Annotated in this window: 19 protein-coding genes; 12 read left to right on the top strand and 7 right to left on the bottom strand. The window is 70.1% G+C overall.

What is annotated here, in order from left to right:
• Window positions 1-206: 206 nt before the first annotated feature.
• Window positions 207-2978, bottom strand: coding sequence for an immune inhibitor A domain-containing protein (locus PKF00_RS33060; RefSeq protein ID WP_271221638.1), 2772 nt, complete (start codon window positions 2976-2978; stop codon window positions 207-209).
• A gap of 379 nt (window positions 2979-3357) precedes the next feature.
• The gene (gene ctaD, locus PKF00_RS33055) at window positions 3358-5031 is read right to left on the bottom strand and encodes an aa3-type cytochrome oxidase subunit I (RefSeq protein WP_271221637.1); all 1674 of its coding nucleotides are present in this window, start codon (window positions 5029-5031) and stop codon (window positions 3358-3360) included.
• 391 nt (window positions 5032-5422) lie between these two features.
• Between ctaD and PKF00_RS33050 the strand changes: the two genes are divergently transcribed.
• The 7 genes from PKF00_RS33050 to PKF00_RS33020 all read left to right on the top strand — a co-directional run bounded on the left by PKF00_RS33050 (window position 5423) and on the right by PKF00_RS33020 (window position 16370).
• Window positions 5423-6784 carry an FAD-binding oxidoreductase gene (locus PKF00_RS33050; RefSeq protein ID WP_271221636.1) on the top strand — a complete coding sequence of 454 codons (1362 nt, stop codon included), beginning with the start codon at window positions 5423-5425 and terminating at the stop codon, window positions 6782-6784.
• A 147-nt stretch (window positions 6785-6931) separates the two neighbouring features.
• On the top strand, window positions 6932-8731 hold the full coding sequence (locus PKF00_RS33045) for a serine/threonine-protein kinase (protein WP_271221635.1): 1800 nt from the start codon (window positions 6932-6934) through the stop codon (window positions 8729-8731).
• 175 nt (window positions 8732-8906) lie between these two features.
• Window positions 8907-10490, top strand: coding sequence for an acyl-CoA carboxylase subunit beta (locus tag PKF00_RS33040; RefSeq protein WP_271221634.1), 1584 nt, complete (start codon window positions 8907-8909; stop codon window positions 10488-10490).
• A gap of 8 nt (window positions 10491-10498) precedes the next feature.
• Window positions 10499-12637, top strand: coding sequence for an ATP-binding protein (locus tag PKF00_RS33035; RefSeq protein ID WP_271221633.1), 2139 nt, complete (start codon window positions 10499-10501; stop codon window positions 12635-12637).
• Complete coding sequence (locus PKF00_RS33030) at window positions 12634-13446, top strand: enoyl-CoA hydratase-related protein (RefSeq protein ID WP_271221632.1); 813 nt, start codon at window positions 12634-12636, stop codon at window positions 13444-13446. The genes PKF00_RS33035 and PKF00_RS33030 overlap by 4 nt, the downstream gene beginning before the upstream one ends.
• A 76-nt stretch (window positions 13447-13522) precedes the next feature.
• Entirely contained in the window at window positions 13523-15559 is a 2037-nt protein-coding gene (locus PKF00_RS33025) for an acyclic terpene utilization AtuA family protein (RefSeq protein WP_271221631.1), read from the top strand.
• Between the two features lie 448 nt (window positions 15560-16007).
• Complete coding sequence (locus tag PKF00_RS33020; RefSeq protein ID WP_271221630.1) at window positions 16008-16370, top strand: ArsR/SmtB family transcription factor; 363 nt, start codon at window positions 16008-16010, stop codon at window positions 16368-16370.
• A 360-nt stretch (window positions 16371-16730) separates the two neighbouring features.
• Here PKF00_RS33020 and PKF00_RS33015 read toward each other — a convergent pair whose 3' ends face one another.
• Together PKF00_RS33015 and PKF00_RS33010 are read right to left on the bottom strand one after the other, a co-directional pair.
• Window positions 16731-17453 (bottom strand): SDR family NAD(P)-dependent oxidoreductase, encoded by a 723-nt coding sequence (locus tag PKF00_RS33015; RefSeq protein ID WP_271221629.1) that lies wholly within the window; start codon window positions 17451-17453, stop codon window positions 16731-16733.
• A 194-nt stretch (window positions 17454-17647) separates the two neighbouring features.
• Window positions 17648-18595, bottom strand: a complete 948-nt coding sequence (locus PKF00_RS33010; protein ID WP_271221628.1) for a helix-turn-helix transcriptional regulator — start codon at window positions 18593-18595, stop codon at window positions 17648-17650.
• 239 nt (window positions 18596-18834) lie between these two features.
• Between PKF00_RS33010 and PKF00_RS33005 the strand changes: the two genes are divergently transcribed.
• The 5 genes from PKF00_RS33005 (at window position 18835) to PKF00_RS32985 (ending at window position 22355) form a co-directional block, all read left to right on the top strand.
• Window positions 18835-19236 (top strand): (R)-mandelonitrile lyase, encoded by a 402-nt coding sequence (locus PKF00_RS33005; RefSeq protein ID WP_271221627.1) that lies wholly within the window; start codon window positions 18835-18837, stop codon window positions 19234-19236.
• 36 nt (window positions 19237-19272) lie between these two features.
• Window positions 19273-20295 carry a zinc-dependent alcohol dehydrogenase family protein gene (locus tag PKF00_RS33000; protein ID WP_271221626.1) on the top strand — a complete coding sequence of 341 codons (1023 nt, stop codon included), beginning with the start codon at window positions 19273-19275 and terminating at the stop codon, window positions 20293-20295.
• A gap of 500 nt (window positions 20296-20795) precedes the next feature.
• A complete protein-coding gene (locus PKF00_RS32995) occupies window positions 20796-21002 on the top strand; it encodes a hypothetical protein (RefSeq protein ID WP_271221625.1) in 207 nt (68 codons plus the stop codon).
• A gap of 173 nt (window positions 21003-21175) precedes the next feature.
• Window positions 21176-22027, top strand: a complete 852-nt coding sequence (locus tag PKF00_RS32990; RefSeq protein WP_271221624.1) for a helix-turn-helix domain-containing protein — start codon at window positions 21176-21178, stop codon at window positions 22025-22027.
• 67 nt (window positions 22028-22094) lie between these two features.
• On the top strand, window positions 22095-22355 hold the full coding sequence (locus tag PKF00_RS32985; protein ID WP_271221623.1) for a hypothetical protein: 261 nt from the start codon (window positions 22095-22097) through the stop codon (window positions 22353-22355).
• Window positions 22356-22539: 184 nt separating this feature from the next.
• On the opposite strand, the gene PKF00_RS32980 is transcribed toward PKF00_RS32985, so the two are convergent.
• The 3 genes from PKF00_RS32980 to PKF00_RS45245 all read right to left on the bottom strand — a co-directional run bounded on the left by PKF00_RS32980 (window position 22540) and on the right by PKF00_RS45245 (window position 24650).
• The gene (locus tag PKF00_RS32980; protein ID WP_271221622.1) at window positions 22540-22920 is read right to left on the bottom strand and encodes a hypothetical protein; all 381 of its coding nucleotides are present in this window, start codon (window positions 22918-22920) and stop codon (window positions 22540-22542) included.
• A 97-nt stretch (window positions 22921-23017) separates the two neighbouring features.
• Window positions 23018-23632 (bottom strand): hypothetical protein, encoded by a 615-nt coding sequence (locus tag PKF00_RS32975; protein WP_271221621.1) that lies wholly within the window; start codon window positions 23630-23632, stop codon window positions 23018-23020.
• A 937-nt stretch (window positions 23633-24569) separates the two neighbouring features.
• Window positions 24570-24650 (bottom strand): DUF7737 domain-containing protein, encoded by an 81-nt coding sequence (locus PKF00_RS45245; RefSeq protein ID WP_438827869.1) that lies wholly within the window; start codon window positions 24648-24650, stop codon window positions 24570-24572.
• Window positions 24651-24730 lie beyond the last annotated feature (80 nt).

The raw sequence follows: 24730 nt of genomic DNA, 5'->3' as shown, positions 1-24730 counted from the left end.
GTCGGTGACGGCGGGGCCCACTGTCGGCGATCCGGGACTTCCCGTCAGGCGAGGCCGCCTCCGCCGGAGTCGTGCGGACGGCGGGGCGCCTCGCCCGGGCCGCTTCCCGGGCGGGTCACCTCCTGGCCGGAGGTCCTCCCGCCCGGGTCGCCGCCCGCCCGGGTCACTTCCCCTGCGGATCGTCTCCGACGATCACTCGCGGTGGGTCACTTCTTGGGCGGGGTCACCTGGACGATCGCGCCGAGGTTGCCGGGCAGCGGCGTGATCAGCTTGAACTTGACGCCCAGGGCCTTGCCCTCGTCTCCGGGGTTGCCGGTGCCCAGGACGTTGCCGTTGCCCAGGTCCGTGCCGTACAGCTCGGTCGCCGGGCTGCCGTCGGCGTTGACGACCCGGGTGCTGTACTGCTGGTCGCCCTTGGACGGGACGACCACGGAGGCGTCGAAGTCCCGGTAGTACAGGCTGCCGTCACGGAACTCGAAGCCCGGGTACCAGGTCTTCGCGTCGGTGAACTCCGACACGGCGGGCAGCTTGCCGACGTTGGTGCAGTACTCGCTGAAGGGCTCGTTCGGCCCCTCGATGCACTCCTTGAACGGATAGGTCTTGCCGAAGGAGAAGGCCGCGTTCGAGGTCTGCACGCGTCCCTGCATGTTCTTCAGCGTGGTGGGGTCCTTCTCGGCGGCCACGCCGGTCCGCCGCAGCGGGTCGAAGTGGGAGTCGACCAGGATCAGGCTGCCCTTCGAACCGATGCTGGGCGACAGTTCGAGGTTGTTGCTGAGCGAGTTGTTGGTGAAGGTCGAGTCGCGGTACCAGACGAGCAGACCGGGGGCGTTGTACTTGACCTTCTCCACCTTCCACGCGCCGTCGCGGGAGTAGTCGGTGGAGTAGGTGTACTGCAGACCCTTGTCGAAGCCGTCGAAGTTACGCCACTCGGCGAGGTAGAACCGGGAGATCTCGCGGAAGCCGTCGTTGATGCCCCAGCCCTGGCCGTGGGTGTTGGTGAAGGTGCCGCCGCTGGCCGTCCAGCCCTTGTTGCCGCCCTCGACGTCGTCGCTCCAGACGGTCTGGGCGCCGTTGGTCAGCGCGAAGTCGTCGGCGTGCCAGCTGCGCGGGGTGAAGGCGGCGTCGGTGTCGTAGGTCAGCCTGAGCTTGACGGTCTTGCCGGCGAACGGGGTGAGGTCGACGTAGTCGTGCCTCCAGCCGTCGGTGTTGCCGGTGAGGCCGTACTTCCTGCCGAACTTGGAGAGGTTCTTGTTCGGGTCGGGGTAGTTGTCGTCGGTCGAGACCAGGGCGCCGCCCTCGGTGTAGACCTTCTGCTGGGCCCAGGTGGCGCCACCGTCGGCCGAGACCTCGATGAAGCCGTAGTCCCAGTCCTGCTCGATCTCGTAGTTGTTCCAGAGCCAGAACTTCAGGTCGGTTCCCGCGGGCACCTGGACCTCGCGGGTGAGCTTGACGTCGGCCCACTCCTGGTCGAGGTTGGACCACCAGGCCTTGGTGCCGCTGTGCGGTTCGATCATCTTCAGCGGAGCGCTGGCCAGGTTGACCCGGACGCCGTCCTCGGTGAACTTGGGCGTGCGCGAGGTCTGGCCGATCGTCACCGCGCGGGCGCGGTCACCGGGGTTGAAGGCCTTGGGGTTGGCCCAGCCGAGGATCCACTTGTCCCACAGACCCATGTGGGTCGGCATCGACTGGAAGATCGGGCCGCTGTGGGAGCCGGCGGACATCAGGTCCCAGAAGTCGACGGCCGAGGACGCCGCGCCCGTGGTGTCGTAGAGGTCGGGCAGGCCGAGGTCGTGGCCGTACTCGTGGGCGAACACGCCCACGCCGGAGTCCTCGGGCTGAACGATGTAGTTGGAGATCTTCACGTTCTTGCCGGGGACCTTGTAGCCGCCGGCGACCGCGCTGGAGTGCGCCCAGATCGCGTAGGTGCCCTCCGCGCCGCCGTCGGAGGACTTGTCCTTGCCCGCGTGGACCAGCACCAGGTGGTCGACCACGCCGTCGGGCTCGGCGAAGTTGCCGTCACCGTCGGAGTCGGCGACGTCCTCGATGTCGTAGTCGGCCCACGGGAAGTTCGGGTCCGCGGCGGCGAGCGTGTCGACCGCGTCGATGGCGAGCTGAGCGGGGCCGAGCGGGTTGCTCGGGTGGCCGGTCATGTCCTGGACCACCTGGCCGCAGGCCCGCGCGCCGTAATAAGCCTCGGAGTGCGGAACCTTGATCCACGGGCTGGACTGGCCGGTGACCGTGTAGGCGCCCTTGGACAGCTCCTCGTACATGTTCTTCATCGTGTACTTGGAGATGTCGATGCCCTTGCGGCCGTCCCTGGGATCGGTCAGGTCGGGGCGGACGCGCTGGGTGATGCCTTCCTTGCTGTAAAGCATCTTGTTGAAGTGGTCGGGGCTGAAGTCAGGCACCCAGAAACTGTTGTTGTCCTTGTGCGACAAGGACGCCGGGTTGGGGATCTTGTTGTGCAGCGGGCCGTTGAGCAGGGTGCCCGCCGGCTCGGTGACGCACTCGGCCGGGTCCTCGCTGTCCACGTTCAGGGGGCGCTTGAAACCGGAGAAGTCGTCGTTGGCCTTGTCGTTGAACTCGACCAGCAGCGTGAGAAGCTTGGCCTGCTTGACGGTCTTCGCCTTCTTGAACAGCAGGTCCGCCGGGTTGAGACCGGTCCTGATCGCCTCCGCCTCACGGGCGGCGAGAACCCGCGCCGCCGCGGGGTTACCCTCGGAGTACTTCTGGGCGATCTTCTTCGACGGGCTGATCCGCCGCTCCCTGGAGTTGGGCGCGGCCGGGTCCTGCACATCGGGCTCGTCCCTGGGCGGGGCGTAGTTGATGTAGTAGTCGGCCGCGGTCGGCTGGTACCGGGCGACCGAGGTGTCGGCCTGCGCCGACGCACCGCCCACAGCCAGTCCCGCGGCCGCCAGGCCGACGACGGGCACTATCGCGAGCAGGCGCCTTCGAGCACCCCTGCCTTTGCTGGACAACGCTTACCCTCCCTGCCCGGGTTCGCCGGGCGCGGACGTCCCCGGCGCGCCTTATGTACGCGCCGAGCGGGACGTTAGACGAGAAGGTAAAGCAGGAGTAAAGACGCTGAATGATGTTGTCAAACTGTAATCAATAACCATTTGTCACGAAATCATGATGTTTTCCAACGAATTCGCGACATCGGCTGTTTCACAGCAGGTCAGCGCGGTGAAAGTCGGAGGGCCCACTACGTGGGAGCGCTCCCCTGACGGGCGCTCACAGGGGCGGACGGAACCGCGGCCCCCGGAGACGACGGACCGGACCCGGCGACGACGGAGTGGCCCGGCGGGCCCGGGACACGCCCGGGACGCGCCCGGAACACGATGGGCGGGAGTCCGGTCAGAGCTCCTCGGCCGGGGCGGTCGGGTCGAGCTGGCGCGGCTGCGCCTCGACCCTGGGGTGGTGCAGGTCGAAGGCGGGACGCTCGGAGCGGATGCGCGGCAGCGAGTCGAAGTTGTGCCGCGGCGGCGGGCAGGAGGTCGCCCACTCCAGGGAGTTGCCGAACCCCCACGGGTCGTCGACGGTCACCTTGGGCGAGTAGCGGAAGGTCCACCAGACGTTGTAGAGGAACGGCAGCGTGGAGACGCCCAGGATGAGGGCCCCGATCGAGGAGACCACGTTCAGGTCGGTGAAGCCGTCGATCGGGCTGTAGTCGGCGTAACGCCGCGGGAAGCCCTCCGCGCCCAGCCAGTGCTGGACGAGGAAGGTCATGTGGAAGCCGATGAACAGCAGCCAGAAGTGGATCTTTCCCATGGCGTCGTTGAGCATCCTGCCGGTCATCTTGGGCCACCAGAAGTAGAAGCCGGAGAACATGGCGAACACCACGGTGCCGAAGACGACGTAGTGGAAGTGGGCCACCACGAAGTAGGAGTCGGTCACCTGGAAGTCCAGCGGCGGCGAGGCCAGGATGACGCCGGTCAGGCCGCCGAGCAGGAAGGTGACCAGGAAGCCGACGGCGAACAGCATCGGCGACTCGAACGTCAGGTGCCCTCGCCACATCGTGCCGATCCAATTGAAGAACTTCACCCCGGTCGGGATCGCGATGAGGAACGTCATGAAGGAGAAGAACGGCAGCAGCACCCGGCCCGTGGCGAACATGTGGTGGGCCCACACGGTCACCGACAGACCGGCGATCGCGATGGTCGCGCCGACCAGGCCGATGTAGCCGAAGATCGGCTTGCGGCTGAAGACCGGGATCACCTCGGTGATGATCCCGAAGAACGGCAGCGCGATGATGTACACCTCGGGGTGGCCGAAGAACCAGAACAGGTGCTGCCAGATCATCGGCCCGCCGGTCTGGGCGGTGTAGATGTGCGCGCCGAGCTTGCGGTCGGCCTCCAGGGCCAGCAGCGCGGCGGCCAGCACCGGGAAGGCGATCAGCACGAGCAGGCCGGTCAGCAGCACGTTCCAGGTGAACAGCGGCATGCGGAACATCGTCATGCCGGGCGCGCGCATGCAGATGATCGTGGTGATGAAGTTGACCGACCCGAGGATCGTGCCCAGACCCGACATCGTCAGGCCCACGATCCACAGGTCGCCGCCGGTCTGCGGGGAGAAGGTCGCCACCGACAGCGGGGTGTAGCCCGTCCAGCCGAAGTCCGCCGCGCCGCCGTTGGTCGCGAACCCGCTGAGCGCGATGAGCCCGCCGAACAGGAACAGCCAGTAGCTCACCATGTTGAGCCTGGGGAACGCCACGTCGGGGGCCCCGATCTGCAGCGGCATGACCACGTTGGCGAACCCGGCGAACAGCGGCGTGGCGAAGAACAGCAGCATGACCGTGCCGTGCATGGTGAACATCTGGTTGTAGGTGACCTGGTTGACGAGTTGGAGCCCGGGCTGGGTGAGTTCCGCCCGGATGATCAGCGCCATGACCCCGCCGATCAGGAAGAACACGAACGACGTGATGATGTACAGGTAGCCGATGACCTTGTGGTCCGTCGACGACAGCCACGAGACGATCACCTTCCCCTTGCGGCCAGGCGCGACCACGGGCCGCTGTTGCACAGTCGTCACAGCCCGGCTCCCTTCGGTTGGGCGACAGCCGTATGAACCGAAACTTCTCCTGTGAGCCCGCCGCATCAACACATTTGGGAGAACCCTCACCCGCCCTCGTCCGCATAATCACGTCATGAAATTTTCTTTTACGAAATTTCACCTCATACCCCCAAAGACCAGGGGTTTCTTCACAAGAGCCACAGATTTCACGCTTCCTCTACCGAGGGCGCCGCCCCCCCGCTCCCGGCGCCGCCCCGGGGCGGCGTTCTCCGGTGACGCCTCCGTTCCGGGCGATCTCCCGTGGCGGCCCGGCGGCTCTCCTTCCGCGGCACGGCGGCGGACGTTCCCGGCCTCCGGGCGTGGCATGCCGCCGTGACCGGGTCGCGAAGGCACGTCGTACAGTCCAGTTGTGAGCGCTATTTCCGAACTCGTCGCCGCTCTCTCGCCGGAGAAGGTGCTGACGGACCCCGACGTCACCGACTCCTACGCGCGGGACCGGACCTTCCTCTCCCCCGGCAAACCGCTGGCCGTCGTGCTGGCGGAGACCCGGCAGGACGTGGTCGCCACGCTCAGATGGGCGACCGGCCACCGGGTGCCCGTGGTGCCGAGAGGCGCGGGGACGGGGCTGGCGGGCGGGGCGACGTCGGTGGACGGAGGCGTCGTCCTGGCGCTGCACAAGATGACGGCGATCAGGGAGCTCTCCCCCGCCGACGAGATCGCCGTGGTCGAGCCCGGTGTGATCACGGCGGACCTGGACAGGGCGGCCCGTCAACACGGGCTGATGTACGCGCCGGACCCCTCCTCGTACGAGATCTCCACGATCGGCGGCAACCTGGCGACGAACGCGGGCGGCCTGCGGTGCGTGAAGTACGGCGTGACCAGGGACTCGACGCTCGGCCTCGAGGTCGTCCTGGCGGACGGGCGGGTCCTGAACACCGGCAGGCGCACCGTGAAGGGCGTCACGGGGTATGACCTGACCGGCCTGTTCATCGGCTCGGAGGGGACGCTCGGGGTGATCACCGCGGCCACCGTACGGCTGCGCAGGGCGCCCTCGGTCTACCCGGCGACCATCGCGGCCGAGTTCACCTCCCTCAGGGACGCCGCCGCCGCGGTGGCGGCGATCATCGCGGCCGGTTGCCAGCCGTCGCTGCTGGAGATGCTCGACCGCACCACGCTGAAGGCCATCGACGACTGGAGGAACATCGGGCTCGAGGCGTCGACCCAGGCGATGCTGATCGCGCAGTCGGACGCGGCGGACGGCCCGGCGGTCGCGGAGCGCATGGCGGAGCTGTGCACCGCCAACGGCTCGCCCTTCGTGGCGGTCTCCGCGTCCCCGCAGGAGGCCGAGGAGCTGGTCGGGATCAGGAGGATGGCCTACCAGGCCAAGGAGCGGCTGGGCAAGTGCCTGGTCGAGGACGTGTGCGTGCCGCGTTCCGCGCTGCCGTACATGATCGAGAGGATCGAGGCCATCGCGGCGAGGCACGGCGTGCTGATCGCCACGGTCGCCCACGCGGGTGACGGCAACCTGCACCCCGTCTTCGTCTTCGACCACGGCCTCGCCGAACCGCCGCCGAACGTGTGGGCGGCGGCCGACGAGGTCTTCAGGGAGGCCCTGGAGATGGGCGGCACGCTGACCGGCGAGCACGGCGTCGGGCTGCTGAAGCGGCGCTGGCTCTCACTGGAGGCGGGCCCCCTGACCGAGGAGATCCATCACGGGATCAAGCAGGTTTTCGACCCGCTCGGCATCCTCAACCCCGGCAAGGCCATCTGAGACCTCCCCGAGGGCCGTCCTGGACGTGACCCGCGCTGATCTGCTCCGTTGGCGGGGCGGATCAGGCGAGATCGTCCGGATCAGCGCTCACACTGGTAGCGTTCTGCCCCACATAACCCAATTCGTAGGTTTTGTCGGGGGGTCATCGTGGTACAGCCGCTCGCAGCGGAGGATCCTCCGCGGCTCGGCGAGTTCGAGCTGACCGGCAGGCTCGGCGAGGGGGGCCAGGGAGTCGTCTACCTGGGCAGGGGGCCCTCGGGCGAGCAGGTGGCCGTCAAGCTTCTCCACCACGGGCTCGCCACCGATCCCGAGGCCAGGACGCGGTTCCTGCGCGAGGTCTCGGTCGCCCAGCGGGTGGCCAGGTTCTGCACCGCCCCGGTGCTCCACGCCGACCTCGCGGGCAGCCAGCCGTACATCGTGAGCGAGTACGTGCCGGGCCCGTCCCTGCGCCAGCTGGTCGACCGCGAGGGCCCCCGGCGCGGCGCCGCGCTCGAGCGCCTCGCCGTCAGCACGGCCACCGCCCTGTCGGCCATCCATCGCGCCGGGATCCTGCACCGGGACTTCAAACCCGCCAACGTGCTGATGGGCCCGGAGGGGCCCGTGGTGATCGACTTCGGCATCGCCAGGGCACTGGACTCCCCCGGGATGACCGCGACCGGGATGGCGATGGGGACGCCGTCCTATCTCGCTCCCGAGCAGCTCAGCGACGGCGAGGTGACGTCGGCGGCCGACGTGTTCGCCTGGGGCGTCACGATGGTCTTCGCCGCGACCGGGACCCCGGCGTTCGGCGCGGACTCCATCGCCGTGGTGATGAACCGGATCCTCACCGCCGAGCCCGCGCTGGGCGGCCTCGAGGGGCACCTGCGCGAACTGGTCGCCGCGTCCCTGTCCAAGGACCCGTCGCTGCGCCCGACCGCCGAGGAACTCGTCAGCCATCTGATGGGGGCGACGGTCCCCTCCCCCATCCGGCGGCAGGCCCCCGCAGCTCCCATCGCGCCCTCCGCGGCGCCCCCGGGCGTACCGCCCGCCGCGGGACCGCCCGGTCGGCCTGCCGCCGCGCCCGTGCCCCCGCCGCGCCGCGAGCGGAAGGCGCGCAGACCCGTGGGGCTGCTGCTCGCCGGAGTCGCGGGGGTGGCCGCGCTCGCCGTGGCGGCGGGCACCGTCGTGGCCCTCCAGGGCGACCAGAAGGCGTCCAGCGCCCAGGCGGCGGTGTCCACGCCCTCGTCGAAGCAGGAGCCGGGCCCCGCGCTCACCCCGGACGACCCGCCTTCTGCGTGGGAGTCTCCCAAACCGACTCCGACCAGGAAGAAGGCCGCCGAGCCCATCGGGCGCGTCACCACTCAGCCGCTACCCGAGCAGGCCGTCAAGCCCAGCCACAAGCCGACGAAGGAGGCGGGCAAGGACCCGGGCGGGTCGTCGGAGCCGGGTGAGGATCCCGATGAGACGCAGGCTCCCACGGAGCCCCCGGCCACCCCCAAGCCGACGACCACCCCCACCCCGAAGCCGACCGCGAAACCCACCCCGAAGCCCACGGTCAAGCCCACCGTCAAGCCCACGGTGAGCCCGACGACCCCGAAGCCCACGGTCAAGCCGACCGTGAAGCCGACGACCGCGCCGCCGAAGCCGAACCCCTACACCGCGACCGGCGTCTGCGGCTCCGGTTACAAGGTGATCGACTCCAGGGCGCTCGGCTCCTCGACCGTCTACCTGCTCTACAGCTCCGCCGCCGGCAAGAACTGCGTCGTCACCATGTCCAAGTACGTGGTCCCCGGAAAGATCAAGATGAACGCGACGCTCCAGGTCCAGGGCGGCGCCTCCGGCGGCAACCCGGGCAGCTTCACCGCCTACGCGGGACCGGTGCGGCTCGCCGCCGTCAAGAAGTGCGTCATGTGGGGCGGCACGTACGGCTCGGCCGTCTGGAAGAGCGGCTGGAGCCACTGCACCTGACGGGGCCCGTCCCCGCACGGCCCCGTGCCCGGTGTCCGGCCGTGGTTCGTTCCCGGCTCGTCTCCGCACGCCCTCTGGCAGGAGGGCGGGTTGTGGGCTACCTTGACTGACGTGATCGTCAGGTCCGAGGCGCTGACCGGCCGGGGCGGCGGAGGCGGGCCGGGAGAGGCGGCCGATGAGCCCGCTGGACACTTCGGGAGACGACTACCGGGCGCGGCGCGAGGCGATGCTCGCCAAGCTGGCCGAGCTCGACGCCGAACAGGCCAGGGCGGTGGCGGGCGGCGGCGAGAAGTACGTCGAGCGGCACAGGAGGCGGGGCAAGCTCCTCGCCAGGGAACGGATCGAGCTGCTGGTCGACCCTGACTCGGCCTTTCTCGAGCTCTCACCTCTGGCCGGCTGGGGCAGCGACTTCCCCGTGGGGGCGAGCGTGGTCACCGGGATCGGGGTGGTCGAGGGCGTGGAGTGCGTGCTCGTCGCCAACGACCCGACCGTGCGGGGCGGCGCGTCCAACCCGTGGTCCCTGCGCAAGACGCTCAGGGCGGCGGACATCGCCTTCCAGAACCGGCTGCCGCTGATCAACCTGGTCGAGTCCGGCGGGGCGGACCTGCCGACGCAGAAGGAGATCTTCATCCCGGGCGGCCGGGTCTTCCGCGACCTGACCCGTCTCTCCGCCGCCGGGATCCCGACGATCGCCCTGGTGTTCGGCAGCTCGACGGCGGGCGGGGCCTACGTGCCCGGCATGAGCGACCACGTGGTCATGGTCAGGGAACGGGCGAAGGTCTTCCTCGGCGGTCCTCCGCTGGTCAGGATGGCCACCGGGGAGGAGGCCGACGACGAGTCGCTCGGCGGCGCCGAGATGCACGCCCGGGTCAGCGGCCTGGCCGACCACCTGGCCGCCGACGAGTACGACGCGCTGCGGATCGGGCGGCGGATCGTCAGAGGGCTGAACCGGCGCGGGCCGGACACCCCCGCGCGGACCGTGCGGGAACCGCTGTACGACGAGGACGAGCTCCTGGGGATCGTGCCCGAGGACCTGCGCGTCCCCTTCGACCCGCGTGAGGTGATCGCGCGGATCGTGGACGGGAGCGAATTCGACGAGTTCAAACCCCTCTACGGCACGAGCCTGGTCACCGGGTGGGCGCGGCTGCACGGCCACCCGATCGGCGTCCTCGCCAACGCCCGCGGCGTGCTGTTCAGCGAGGAGGCGCAGAAGGCGGCCCAGTTCGTCCAGCTCGCCTGCCAGGCGCGCACCCCGTTGGTCTTCCTGCAGAACACGACCGGCTACATGGTCGGCAAGGACTACGAACAGGGCGGCATCATCAAGCACGGCGCCATGATGATCAACGCGGTGTCCAACTCGACGGTCCCGCACCTCACGATCGTCATGGGCGCCTCGTACGGCGCGGGCAACTACGGCATGTGCGGCCGGGCCTACGATCCCCGTTTCCTGTTCGCGTGGCCGAGCGCGAAGTCGGCCGTCATGGGACCCACGCAGCTCGCGGGGGTGCTGTCCCTCGTCGGCAGGGCCGCGGCCGAGGCGAGAGGCCAGGTCTACGACGAGGAGGGCGACGCGGCGATGCGGGCGACGGTCGAGGCGCAGATCGAGGCGGAGTCGCTGCCGTTCTTCCTGTCGGGACGGCTCTACGACGACGGGGTCATCGACCCCCGCGACACCAGGACCGTCCTCGGCCTGTGCCTGTCCGTCGTCGCCAACGCCCCCTTCCCCGCCCCCTCGGGCTTCGGCGTCTTCCGGATGTGACCGTGACCATGAGCTCACCGCCCGGGCCCGACGTGCCGGGCCGCACCGTGATCGGCCGCCTTCTCGTCGCCAACCGGGGCGAGATAGCCCGCCGCGTCTTCCGTACCTGCCGCGACCTCGGCGTCGAGACCGTCGCGGTCTTCGCCGACGCCGACGCGGACGCCCCGCACGCCGCCGAGGCCGACCACGCCGTACGGCTCCCCGGGGTCAGGCCCTCGGAGACGTACCTGTCGGTCGAAGCGGTCGTCGGCGCGGCCCTCGCCGCCGGCGCGGACGCGGTCCACCCCGGCTACGGCTTCCTGTCGGAGAGCGCGGCGTTCGCGACGGCCGTGCTCGAGGCCGGGCTGACCTGGATCGGGCCGCCTCCGGAGGCCATCGCCGCGATGGGCTCCAAGATCGACGCCAAGGCCCTGATGGCGGAGGCGGGAGTGCCGGTGTTCCCCGGTCTGACCATCGGGCCGGGGCGGTCCGCCGACGACCTCGCGCGGGAGGTGCGCGGCGCGTTCGCGGAGGCGGACGGGTCCGTCCCGAACGCGGTGCTCCCCTCGCCGAACGAGCCGTTCCCACTCCTGGTGAAGGCGTCCTCGGGCGGCGGCGGGCGCGGCATGCGGATCGTGCGCGCCGCGGACGACCTGGCGGGCGCGGTCGAGTCGGCGCGGCGGGAGGCCGCGGCCGCCTTCGGCGACGGAACCGTCTTCGTCGAGCCCCTGCTGGAGAACGCCCGGCACGTGGAGGTCCAGATCCTGGCCGACCGGCACGGGACGGTGTGGACGCTGGGCGAGCGGGAGTGCTCGATCCAGCGGCGGCACCAGAAGGTGGTCGAGGAGGCGCCCTGTCCCTCGCTGTCCCCCCGGCTGCGGGCACGGCTGTGCGACGCGGCGGCCAGGGCCGCGAAGGCGGTCGGATACGTCGGCGCGGGGACCGTCGAGTTCCTCGTCAGGGGCGGCACGGTCGCCTTCCTCGAGATGAACACCAGACTCCAGGTCGAGCATCCGGTCACCGAGTGCGTCCACGGCGTCGACCTCGTGGAGCTCCAGCTCAGGGTCGCGGAGGGCGACCGGCTCCCGCAGTCGCCGCCGTGCCCGCGCGGTCACGCCGTCGAGGTCCGGCTCTACGCCGAGGACCCGGAGCGCGACTGGCTGCCGCAGAGCGGCGTCCTGCGCCGTTTCCACGTCCCCGGCGTGAGCCACCGCTTCTCCCCCGTGCCGCACGGTTCCCGGGGGCTGCGCCTCGACTCGGGCGTCGAGGAGGGCTCCGAGATCGGCGTCCACTACGACCCGATGCTCGCCAAGCTGATCTCCTACGGCGCGGACCGGGCCGACGCCGTGCGAAGACTCGCCACGGCCCTGTCGAACGCCACGATCCACGGGCTCGTCACCAACCGCGACCTCCTGGTCCGCGTGCTGCGCCACGGGGCGTTCCTGGCGGGCGAGACCCACACCGGGTTCCTGGAGGAGCACGACCTCGCCGGTCGCCCGTCAGGGGGAGTTCCGGGAGGAGGGACGCGCCCGGCGGGAGAGCGGGGCGCGGGGCCGCGCGCCGTGCCCCTCCCGCCGGGCGTCTCCGCCCTGGGGCTGTCCGCCCTCGCCGCGGCCCTCGCGGCGGCGGCGGCGAACAGGGCGGCGGCGACCGTGCAGGCCGGTCTTCCGAGCGGGTGGCGCAACGTGGTCTCCCAGCCGCAGCGGGCGGACTTCGACGAGGCCCGGGTCGCCTACCGGATCACCAGGGACGGCCTGCTGGCGGAGGATTTCCCCGGCACGGTCCTGGTCAGCGCGACACCCGACCTGGTCATCCTGGAGACCGCCGGAGTGCGGCGCCGGTTCGCCGTCGCCAGATACGACGGCGTGACGCACGTGGACTCGCCGCTCGGCCCGATACGGCTCACGCCGCTGCCCCGCCTCCCCGAACCCGCCGAGCACACGGCCCCGGGCTCCCTGCTGGCTCCCATGCCCGGTACGGTGCTGCGCGTCGACGTCGAGCCGGACGGTCCCGTCGTCGCGGGTCAGGTCGTCGTGGTGCTGGAGGCCATGAAAATGGAACATCGCGTCACCGCCCCAGTGGCGGGCACGGTGTCGGCGCTGAACGTGACCGCCGGCCTGCGGGTCGAAGCGGGAGCCGTACTGGCCGTGATCAAGGAGCATGGATGAACACCGACGCGGGTTGGCCGGTCGAGCGCCTGGTGCACAAGGAGGTGTCCGGCGGGATCGCCACGATCACGCTGGACTCCCCGCGCAACCGCAACGCACTGTCCGTGCGGCTCCTGGGCGATCTGGAGGACCGGCTCAACCAGGCACTCGCCGATGAGAGCGTGCGGGTGATCGTGCTGACCGGCACGGGGCCCGTCTTCTGCGCGGGCGCGGACCTGAAGGAGCAGCGGATCGAGCCGGGCAAGGCTCACGACGCGCCGGTCACCGCCTCGTTCCCGGAGATCATGAGCCTGATCTGGGAGAGCCCGAAGCCGGTCGTCTGCCGTCTGAACGGCACCGCCCGCGCCGGAGGCCTCGGCCTGGTCGCGGCGTGCGACTTCGCGATCGCGCCCGACTCGGCGTCGTTCGCGTTCACCGAGGTACGGCTCGGCGTGGTCCCCGCGATGATCTCGGTGACCGTGCTGCGGCGGCTCGCCCCCAGGGCGGCCGCCGAGTACTTCCTGACCGGCGAGACCTTCGACGCCGCCCGCGCGCAGGAGATAGGCCTGCTCACCCGGGCCGTGCCGGAGGAGAGGCTGGACGAGACGGTCGCCCACTACACCGGCATGCTGCTGCGCGGCGGCCCCGAGGCGCTGGCGATCACCAAGCAGCTGGTGCGGACCGTGCCCGAGCTGCCCGTCGAGGAGGGCATGCGCCGCATGGCCGAGCTGTCAGCCCAGCGCTTCACCTCGGCGGAGGGCCAGGAGGGCATCGCCGCCTTCGCGCAGAAGCGTCCGGCCTCCTGGATCCCCGGCTCCGGTGAGGCCTGAGCCGGCCATCCGCCCGGCACGGGCATGACGCCGCCCCGGTGGGAGCCGGACGGTCACCGGCACTACAGGAGGCTCGATGCTGCGGATCGCCAACTGCTCCGGCTTCTACGGCGACCGGCTCTCCGCCGCGCGGGAGATGGTCGAGGGCGGCCCGATCGACGTGCTCACCGGCGACTGGCTCGCCGAGCTGACCATGCTGATCCTGGCGGGCAACCGGCTCAAGGGCCGTCCCGGCTACGCGCACACCTTCCTCCGCCAGCTCGAACAGGTTCTCGGGACATGCGTCGACCGGGGGATCAGGATCGTCTCCAACGCCGGTGGCCTGGATCCGGCCGGATGCGCGGGCGCGGTGACCGAGCTGGCCGAGCGGCTCGGGCTGTCCGTCAGGGTCGCGCACGTCACGGGGGACGACGTCTCAGGGCACGACCTGGGAGACGCGCCGAACCTGGACACCGGGGAGAGGCTGCCCGCGGCGCCGCTGACCGCGAACGCCTACCTCGGCGGCAGGCCGATCGCCGCCGCCCTGGCCGCGGGGGCGGACGTGGTCGTCACCGGCAGGGTCACCGACGCCGCGCTCGTGACGGGGCCGGGGATCTGGCGGTACGGCTGGCGGCGGGACGACCATGACGCGCTGGCCGGTTCCGTGGTCGCCGGGCACGTCATCGAGTGCGGCTGCCAGGCGACGGGCGGGAACTACGCCTTCTTCACCGAGGTGCCCGACCTCGCGCGCTGCGGGTTCCCGATCGCCGAGCTGCACGCGGACGGCTCCAGCGTGATCACCAAGCATCCCGGGACCGGCGGGACGGTCTCGGTCGGCACGGTCACCGCGCAACTGCTCTACGAGATCGGCTCCCCCCGCTACCCGGGACCCGACGTGGTCGCGCGGTTCGACACGATCCGGCTGGAGCAGCAGGGCGCGGACCGGGTCAGGATCTCGGGGGTGCGGGGCGAGGCCCCGCCGGACACGCTGAAGGTCACGGTCAACTATCTGGGCGGTTACCGCAACACCATGACCATGGTGCTGACCGGCCTGGAGATCGAGGCCAAGACCCGGCTGGCGCAGGAGGCCATCTGGTCACGCGTGCCGAGGGACTCCTTCGAACGGGTCCACGTCGAGCTGGTCCCCCTCGCGACCGTGCTTCCCCCCTCGGACGCCCCGTCCGCGTACACCCTGCGCGCGGGCGTCCCGCACGCGCAGCCCGCCCCGCCGGGCGCCGCTCCTCCAGAAACCCCGCTCACAGACAGCCCGTTCACAGACAGCCCGTTCACGAGCCTCGCGCTCACAGACAGCCCGTTCGCGGGCTCCGCGCCGACAGACGGCCCGCCCGTGGAGACGTCCCCGGTGGGGGCGGCGCTCTCCGGCGCCGCCCTGCTCCGCGTCACCGTGATGGACGCCGACCGGCACCGGGTCGGACGCGCGTTCTCCTCCGCCGTGGTCGAGACCGCTCTGGCCAGTTACCCCGGTCTCTACGGCCTCACCCCTCCCGGCGACGCCTCCCCCTACGGGGTCCACTGGCCCACGCTCATCCCCGCGGACGCGGTACGGCCGCGTGTCTGGATCGACGGCGACGAAGTCGGCCTCCCCACGCCCGGCCGCTCCGCCTCCCGGGAGACCCGGGAGACTCAGCCTCACAACGCCGCTCCCCGCGAAGCGGGGCCTCGCAACGCGGATTCCCACGACGCGGGGGCCGCCCACCGCGAACGGCCGCCGCAGCCCGCCGTGTTCGACGGGTCACCGGTTCCCCCTGGGAGGCCGCAGGCGTGCGGGGAGGATGTCCCGCCGACCGTGCGGGTCCCGCTGGGCGCGTTCATGGGAGCCCGTTCCGGCGACAAGGGCGGCAACGCCAACCTCGGGGTGTGGACACGCACCCCGGAGCAGTACGCCTGGCTGTCGGCCCATCTGACGGCAGAGCGTCTCGAACGGCTGCTGCCCGATGCGGCGGGCCTGAGGATCGACCGCTTCGAGCTGCCCAACCTTCACGCCCTCAACTTCGTCGTCCACGGACTCCTCGGCCGGGGAGTGGCCGCCAGCCCCCGGCTCGACGCCCAGGCCAAGGCTCTGGGCGAAGAGCTCCGCGCCAGGCACGCGGACGTCCCCGCACACCTTCTCTGACCGCGCCTTCTGTCGGTGACCGTGCCTTCCGCGACGCCCGCGACGTCCCCGGGCCCGCCCACGCCCCGCCCATACGGCGCAGCCCCCCTGCACCACCCGCCGCACCCGCGAGGGTCCGCGGAAAGCACGCTCCTCCAGCGCGACCAGCCGGCCGCCGTCACGCCTGAACACCGGGACACGTGAGACACGGAGACACCGGCACGCCTGGACACCAGGAGGCCGGGATACCGGGACACGCGGGGGGACACCAGGACGCAGGAACGCCAGGGCACCGGCACGCCTGGACGCCTGGACACCGGGATGCCGCCCCCGGTTCCTGACCTTCCGGTTCCCACCAGGCCGGATGCCGAGCCCTCTCCGCCCCGTCCCGTCGGCGGCACATTGACATTCATCCACAAGAGACAGATAACGAACTTATCGGTTTATAAAGCATAAGATTGCATATGAGATGACAGATGACCAGCTCAGCAGGACATTCGCCGCCCTCGCCGATCCGACCCGGAGGGCGATCCTGGCGCGGCTCACCGCAGGGGAGGCGACAGTCAACGAGTTGGCCGAGCCGTTCCCGATCAGCGTCCAGGCGGTCTCGAAACACCTCAAGGTGCTCGAACGCGCGGGTCTAATCACCCGCGGCAGGGACGCGCAGTGGCGCCCGTGCCGCCTGGAGGCGGCGCCGCTGGAAACGGCGACCGAGTGGATCGAGCAACAACGCCGGAGCTGGCAGGAGCGGTTCGACCGGCTCAACCGGCACCTCCAGGACGTGCAACGAGGACAGGACGGGACGTCACCTGACGACCCCTCGGCCGCCTGACGGCCCCTCGGCACCCCCTTTCGCCCACCACACGGACGGGGACGGGGCGTCGTTCGGACAGGAACAGCGGGCCGTGTGTGCGTGTGCTGCCGTCGGGGAGGCGGAGCAGCCGGGGCAGCCGGGCAGCAGGTGGGCGGCGGCGCTGTCCCGGCACACCCAGCCGCTGTCCCGGCACACCCATTCAACGGTGCCGCCCCCGGAACGGACAGGAGCGCGCCGGTGCTCCAGGTCATCGTCATCAGGCACCCGGCTCCCGAACCGTTGGCGAGGGGCAGGTCGGGCTCAACAGGTCGGGGCTCGACACGGGCAGGCGTGAAGCAGACGACGTGATCCGCTCCGATTCGCACATCGGCGGGGCGGTCAGCCGAGCAGGACACCTGTGTGGCGTTCCAGGGCGTGGATGAGGCGAGCCTGGAAGCCCTCGTCTCGCGCTGCGGGGTGTGGTGTCTGCACCTGCTGGTGGTACCAGTAACCGCCGGTGCTCGGGGTCACATCATGGTCGGCGGCGAGCCGCACCTGGGTCCGGTGCCCGGCGATCAGGTCGTCCGGTGCGCCGGGGCCGCCCATGCGGGTGGGGACCCACCCGGGGTCGACCGCATGGCTCGAGGTTCCTTCCCAGCGGGAGGCGAGGGCGAGGGCGAGGGTGGTGACCCACAGTTTGCTGTCGTCGTAGGAAGCGACGCCGGAGGTCAGCCGGCTCAGGTCGGTGGAGCCGGTTCGGTGCATGGAGCTGCTGAGGTAGATGAGCCTGGCCGGTTTGTCCATCAGAGCCGTCAGCATGTAGGGGGCGACGATGTTGACGGTGACCACGTCGGGAGAGTGCAGGACACCGGCGTTGTGGATGACGGCGTCGAAGCGGCCGAATCCGGAAGCCTGCCGGGCGACGCCACGGATCTCCTCCGGGCTGGCGAGATCCCCCGTGACGACGCCTTTCCATCGGGCGCTGTCACCGGTGTCGGTGAGACGGGCCTGATCGCGGACATGGACGACCACGTCGTGCCCGTCGTCGGCCAGCGCGTCCGCTGTGTCGTGTCCGAGCCCGCTGGAGGCTCCGGTCACCAGGATCAGGGTCATGTCAGTCATGTTCCCGTGAGTGATGAGAGAGGCAACGCACCGGGGCGTGCGGAGGCAGCCGCGGCGTTCCGGCGGCCAGTGCTTTCCGCACGGCCGGAGACATGGCTTCACCGGCCTCAGGGCGCTCATCCTGCCGCGGTGGGCGGCGTGATCCTCGCCGCGGTCTCAGGCGTTCCCGCGGGGTCCTGGCCACGGGTCCCGGTCTACTGGTCCTGGTGGCCCGATCGATCCTCCTGCCAGAGGCGGGAGGCGGCGTCGTGGGTGACGGTGTCGTGAGTGGCGGCCCAGCTCGCGAGCAGGCGCAGGGCGTCGTGGGAGGGAGTGTCGGGGGCGGCGGTGTAGACGGTCAGGTTCAGGCCGGGGTCGGCGTGCAGATCCATGGACTCGTAGTCCAGAGTCAGGTCGCCGACGGCGGGGTGGTGGAAGGTCTTGGTGCCGGCGTGGTGCAGGCGGACGTCGTGCCGGGCCCAGCGGCTGCGGAAGTCGTCGCTGCGGGTGGACAGTTCGCCGATCAGGTGGGTGAGGTCGCTGTTGTAGGGGTCGCGGCCTGCCTCGGTACGCAGCAGGGCGACGATGGTGTCGGCGGCGGTGTCCCAGTCGGGGAAGAAGGCGGGACCGGCCGGGTCGAGGAACTGGAAACGCGCGATGTTGGCCGGGGCGGGGCCGGCCTGGCGGGTGCGGAGGGGCTCCTGCCCCGGACCGGGCCGCACGCTCTGGAAGACCGGCCAGTACATGGCGCGGCCGAGCTGGTTGGTGGCCAGGATGTCCATGCGGCCGTTGCGGATGAACGCGGGGGCGTCGGTCATGACGTCCAGCACCCGCTGCAGCCCGGGGCGGACCGTGTGGACGGGGCGGCGGGTGGGGGGACGGGGGCTCGCGGCGTGGGCCAGGTCGAACAGGTGAGCGCGTTCGGCGTCGTCGAGCTGGAGGGCTCGGGCGACGGCGTTCAGGACGTCTTCGGACACGCCGCTGATGTGGCCCTTTTCGAGGCGGGTGTACCAGTCGGTGCTCACCCCGGCCAGTACGGCGACTTCCTCGCGGCGCAGGCCGGGCACCCGGCGGCGGGCGCCGGGCACCAGCCCGGCCTGCTGCGGGGTGATCCTGGCGCGGCGGCTGGCGAGGAAGTCGCGGATCTCGTCTCGGTTGTCCACCTTTTCCACTGTAGGGAGCGGCCGGGGATCGAAGGGGGTAGAGGTTGTCCCCCGATAACCGCGACCTCCCGCCCGCGCGACGGAGCGGGTTTCCTGGATGTTGCCAACGGCGAAAGGTGCCCGTCGACGAGGAGTCGAAGCACACGATCGCCGGTCTGGCCTTCTACGTCGGCCGGCCGAACGCGACGACCGCCATGACCCGGCTCAAGAAGATCATCGAAGAGGGGAGCTGATCTGGGATGAAGCTGATCGAGCAGCCGCCGACCAGCAAGGCCCCGGCAGACATGTTCACCGGGGACGCCTGGTGGGACGTGATCTACCGAGGGGAGGAGCCGTCGCGGGCGCGGGCGAACGTGGTCCGCTTCGCGCCGGGCGCCCGTACCGCATGGCACTCCCACGGACTCGGCCAGACCCTCTACATCATGGAAGGCCTCGCGCTGATCCAGTCACGCGGCGGGCAACTGATCGAAGCTCACCCCGGCGACATCGTGCGCACCCCGCCGGGTGAGGAGCACTGGCACGGCGCCGCTCCCGATCGTTTCATGATCCACCTGGCTTTGTGGGAGAGCGACGAGACCACCTGGCTGGAGCACGTCGGTGATGACGAGTACGAAGCCGCACGCTCCGGCACCCGCCGCTGAGACCCGCCGACACCACACCGAGGGAAACCCACCACCATGCGCGGAGTAGTTCTGCACGCCCCGGGCGACGTTCGCGTCGAGGACCGCCCGGACCCAGTGATCAACGAGCCCACCGACGCGGTCATCCGCGTTTCGGCCGCCTGCGTCTGCGGCTCCGATCTGTGGCCGTACCGCGGCATCGAGAAGCTCGACGGGCCGACCCCGATGGGCCACGAGTACGTCGGGGTCGTCGAGGAGGTCGGCAGCCAGGTCACCACCGTCAAGCCCGGCCAGTTCGTGGTCGGCTCTTTCTGGGCTTCCGACAACACCTGCGAAATCTGCCGGTCGGGCTACCAGAGCGCCTGCGTGCACCGCGTGCTCATGGGCACAATCGGCACGCAGGCCCAGCTGACGCGGATCCCGCTCGCCGACGGCACGCTGGTGGCCACCCCCGGTATGCCGGACCAGGACCTGATCCCGAGCCTGCTGGCCGCCTCCGACGTGCTGGGCACCGGCTGGTTCGGCGCCGTCGCCGCCCAGGCCGGGCCGGGCAGGACCGTCGCCGTCGTCGGTGACGGCGCGGTCGGCCTGTGCGCGGTGCTCGCCGCCAAGCAGCTCGGCGCCGAGCGGATCATCGCGATGAGCCGCCACGCCTCGCGCCAGCGGCTCGCCCTCGAGTTCGGCGCCACCGACATCGTCACCGAACGCGGCGACGAGGGCGTGGCCGCGATCAAGGAACTGACCGGCGGACTGGGCGCCCACAGCGTCGTCGAGGCGGTCGGCACCCAGGAGTCGATGACGCAGGCCGTCCGCTCCACCCGCCCCGGTGGTCACATGGGCTTCGTCGGCGTCTCCCACGACGTCGCGCTGCCCGGCGACGAACTGTTCTTCTCCCTCGTCCACCTGCACGGCGGCCCCGCGCCGGTGCGCCAGTACCTGCCGGAGCTGATCGACCTGATCTGCGACCGCGAGATCGACCCCGGCAAGGTCTTCGACCTCACCCTCCCGCTGGACCAGGCAGCCGAGGGATACCGGGCCATGGACGAGCGACGCGCCGTCAAGGCGCTGCTGCAGCCGTAACCGACGCCGCGCAAGGTTCTCCGAACCGGCATAAAGATCAACTCTCTGCCGCCGATTTCCGCGCTCACGCTCCTCGGAGGCCCATGCGGAACAGAGGCGCGACGTCCCGACGAAGCCGGCCGGAACCGAGGCGGCGTCCTGACAAGACCGGCCGGAATTGAGGCGGCATCCCGACAAGGCCGGAGCAGGGGCGACGTCCTGGCGGAACAGCCGCAGGACAGGCCCCTCGCCCCGCCTTCCAGCCCCCGCCCGGCCTCAGGGCGGCCCGGCTCCCCCGGCCTGGCCCCGAGGGGGCTCCGAAGGCTCCGAGGTCCGAGGGCTCGGACTGTTCGGGTCCGGGGATACGGCCGGTTACGGTGAGTTCAGGTGATGGTCATCCCATTCCCTCACCCATTGGGGGAAATATACGTAATCTAGTGATTGAAACCCTCCTGCAACCTTCCAAACTCTAGGATTGCGTGCAATTGCACGAAGATGCTGGATCGGGGAAGGAATCACTCATGCGTTTGCGGTTTCTTGGCTCCACCTCGGAGGCGGGCGCCTGCCCCTCTCTGTACGAGACCGATCGCGGCACCATCGTGGTCCAGGGACTCCAGGTCGTCGACACCGAGGCCCTGTCCGATCTTCGTCACGTCCTGGACGGCGAGACGGCGGTCGAGGTCCCTCGGGAGCTGCTCTCAGACATCGCCCGCCGGATACTTCCGTGAGTCCGGGTGCTTCCATAAATATTGATCACGATTGAGGAGTCGGCTATGGCATGATCGCCCGCCCGGGTCTACCCTCGTGCGCACCATGCGGAAGATGTGGGTGAACGCACGGAGCGGGCGAGCCGGCGGGCACTGAGGCGTCGCGCCCCAAAAAGGCCGGCGAAGGAGACCGGGTGAGCGAGTTCCAGCAGGTCCGCACGGAGCTGGGCGTCCAGCTCCGGCAGTTGCGCGAGGCCGCGCAGCTGTCCGGCAAGGAGTTGGCCGAACGGCTGAGATGGCAGCCGTCCAAGGTCTCCCGGATCGAGAACGCCCGCCAGAGCGCCACCGAGGACGATGTCACCCTCTGGGGGCAGGCCGTCGAGGCCGCCCCCGAGGTCATCGAGGAGTTGGTCGAGCAGGCCTCGGGCCTGCTCGAACGTCAGGACTCCTGGCGGCAGCGACACCGCAGCGGCCTGGCCGCGCTGCAGGAGGACATCCGCGACCTGGAGTCGCGGACCATGATGTTCCGGGTGGTCGAGCCCGGGGTGATCATCGGCCTGCTGCAGACCACCGAGTACGCGCGGAGCATCTTCACCCGGATCAAGCGCCTCTACAACGCGCCGGACGAGATCGACGCCGCGATCAGGGTGCGCATGCGGCGCCAGGAGATCCTCTACGACCCGAGCAGGAGATTCAGGTTCATCATGTCCGAGGCCGCGCTGCGCTACCGGCTGGCCCCGCCGGAGGTGATGTGCGGCCAGCTCGACCGGCTGCTCGCGGTCACCGCGCTGCCGAACGTGGAGTTCGGCGTGCTCCCCTTCGAGACCCCGCTCCCGTCAGCGCCGATCAACGGTTTCTGGATCTACGACGAAAGCCAGGTGGCGGTGCCGACGAGAACCCGCGACCTGATCCTGCGCGACCCGGAGGACGTCACGTTCTACGAGCGGGCCTTCGAGGAGTTCCACAAGGTCGCGGCCTTCCGGGAGGACGCCAGGGCGGTGATCGTCAAGGTGTTGGACGATTTCACGAAACAATCCTCGGATTAGTCTCCGCAATTGCTTGATTAACCTCCCAAGATCGTGCAATTCTCTGTCAAGACGGAGGTGAAGCACGATGCTGGACACGCTGGCTTGCCTTGAGAAGTTCGCCACTGCGGCTCGGCGACACGCCGATCTGGCCGTGCAGAGGGTCTCGTTCGGCGATCCCGCCTATGTGTCCGTCCGCAACCGCTTCAGCAGCACCCTGGCCGAGACCGTGACCTGTTCCCAGGACGGCGGGTTCATCACCTCGTGGGGTTACCGGCTCGGCAGTGCCGACAACGTCGAGGACGCCGCCGCACGGCTGGCCTTCCTGCTCGCCGCCCTGCCCGCCTGACTTCTCCGCCCGGCCGTCGCTCACGATGCCGGCCGCCCCGCGCGTCCTCCCGTTCACGACGCCGGCCGCCTGACTTCTCCGGCCTTCCCGTCCGTTCGCGGTTCCGTCCCTGTCGCCCCGGCTCCCGGCCGCCAGTGCCGTCCCGGAAGCCCTCGGCGTCCTGGGAACCGTTGCGATCGCCCCTTCACGCCTTCTTTCTGCTCCGGCTGGTCTGCGCGCGGCCGGTCACCGGGACCGTCTCGTTGCCGGATCGACCGTCGGCGGTGTGATGCTCCAGGGCCTTCATGATCTCGGGGGCCAGGCTCTCCGCCAGCGCGGGCGCGAGGGCGTCGGCCAGGGCGGAGGCGACGACCTGCGCGATCAGGAGTCTTTCGACCGTCGACGTCTTCGACGTCGCGCGTGGTGACGCGATGGCCGTTTCGATCAGAGTCGCTATGGAGTCCCCGCCGCGTGCGCGGGTCTTCGTCGACGGGCCTGTCTCACCGAGGATGTCGCGGAGGAGGTCGTCGATCAACGCCTCCACCGGCTCGTTCCCGGCCGGTCTGCCGTTCTCCTCCAACGCCATGAGTCACTCCTTTACGGTTGATGTGAACCGTCCTTCAGCCGCCGCGAGATCGGCGGCTGAAGGACGGTCTCCCTGCCTGCGTTCCAGCGGCCTGCCGCTACCGGCCCGCGAGCAGGGCCAGCAGCAGCGGATGCTCGAACAGCCCTCCGCCACGCTGCCTGCGGCGGCGCGCGAGCACGGCCAGCAGCAGCGGATGGTCGATGATGCTCTCCCCGTCCTCTTCCCCGCGGCGGGCGAGCGCGGCCAGCAGCAGCGGGTGCTCGATGCCGCTCTCCCCGCCTTCCCTCCCGCGGCGCAGAAGCGCCGCGAGCAGGAGCGGGTGCTCGATGCCGCTCTCCTCACCCTCTTCTCCACGGCGCGCGAGCGCGGCGAGCAACAGCGGGTGCTCGATGATGCTCTCCCCGCCTTCTTTCCTGCGGCGCGCGAGCGCGGCGAGCAGGAGCGGGTGCTCGATGCCGCTCTCCCCGCCTTCCCTTCTGCGGCGCGCGAGCGCGGCCAGCAGCAGCGGGTGCTCGATGATGCTCTCTTCGCCCTCTTCCTTGCGGCGCGCGAGCGCGGCGAGCAGGAGCGGGTGCTCGATGCCGTTCTCCCCGCCTTCCTCCCTGCGGGCCGCGAGCGCGGCGAGCAGGAGGGCCTCGAAGGCCCGTCCCTCGCCCTCGCGCTCGCGCTCGGGTGCCTCGGTGGGTGCGGCGCGCTCTGCGGTCGTCGTCATGGGATTTCCCTTTCAGCTTTGGTGGTGTGCACACCGTTTTCGTGAGACAAGCGCACCGTACCCATGCCTATCTGACTCCATTCGCGAGGTGGAATCCACAGAACGCTTGCCGACCCGACGCTTTGCCTTATCCGTTTCACCTCCCCGAATCCGCACGACGATCGCAAAAGGGAAATCAAAAACCGCCGGTTGGCGGCTCTTCCGTGCCGGGCCGAGACGGCACGAGAGCCGGCATTCGACAACTGTGGACAACCGGCCGTTCCTGTCTCGTCACCACATCGGCGACATTGGGAAATCATGGCCGGGACCTGTGCCTGCGGTGACGCCCGCCGGGCATGGCTTGGCGTCGGCGACACCGCCGTGAACAGCGCTGACCGCCCGGCCCGGCAGGCCGGCCCGAAGGCGGGCGCGACCGCCGACCGCGCCCCCGGGAACCGTCCCACGGCCCGGATTCCACGGGAGAACGCGACGAGGTCCGCAGCGGACGTCTGGTCACGGACGCCGGACGGGAGATGTTCCCGAAAAACCAGCCAGGCCTCAAGGCCTCCGTTCATCCCGTGCCGCGAACCTGTTCCTCGCACGGCGAACCAACGCGCCGGGAAAGGAGCACCGGAATCCTCCGTCGGCGACACGCCCGCCCTCTTCTCCCTGGCACGCACACCAAGACTCCCCCCGCTTTCAGAAATACTTTCTCCTTTCGGAAATCACCCGAAAAAGCGGCCTGTGACAGGCTTTACACGTGACGACACGCTTTTTATCCATTAAGAGGTCCTAACAGAGTGATATCTGCTGTGCTTCGATCTCTCGCTGCAGCCGATACCACCTGCACCGCCCCGCGTTCCTCGACTCCGGACTCGGCACCGGGGGGAGGACGCCCGGTTCGCCCAGGCAGTTGATACCTCCCGGGAATCTGGTACGACGGTGTCCGAGCGGTCGTTCAGCCGAGCTGCCGGGTGATCGTCGGGTCGGTGATCGCCGTGTCGTCGGCCAGGAGGAACGCCTTCGAAAGACATCCCAGGAGCTTTAGGTGTCAAGCAGCCAGCGATTCGGCGTGATGCGCCCATGCGGTCGCCTCGTCGTAAAGGGTGCCGGTCTTGA

It is taken from the genome of Streptosporangium carneum, assembly GCF_027922005.1.
In the GTDB taxonomy this organism is placed as follows: Bacteria; Actinomycetota; Actinomycetes; order Streptosporangiales; family Streptosporangiaceae; genus Streptosporangium; species Streptosporangium carneum.
Note: the sequence above shows the minus strand (reverse complement) of the source record. Positions and strands in the feature narration are given on the sequence as shown.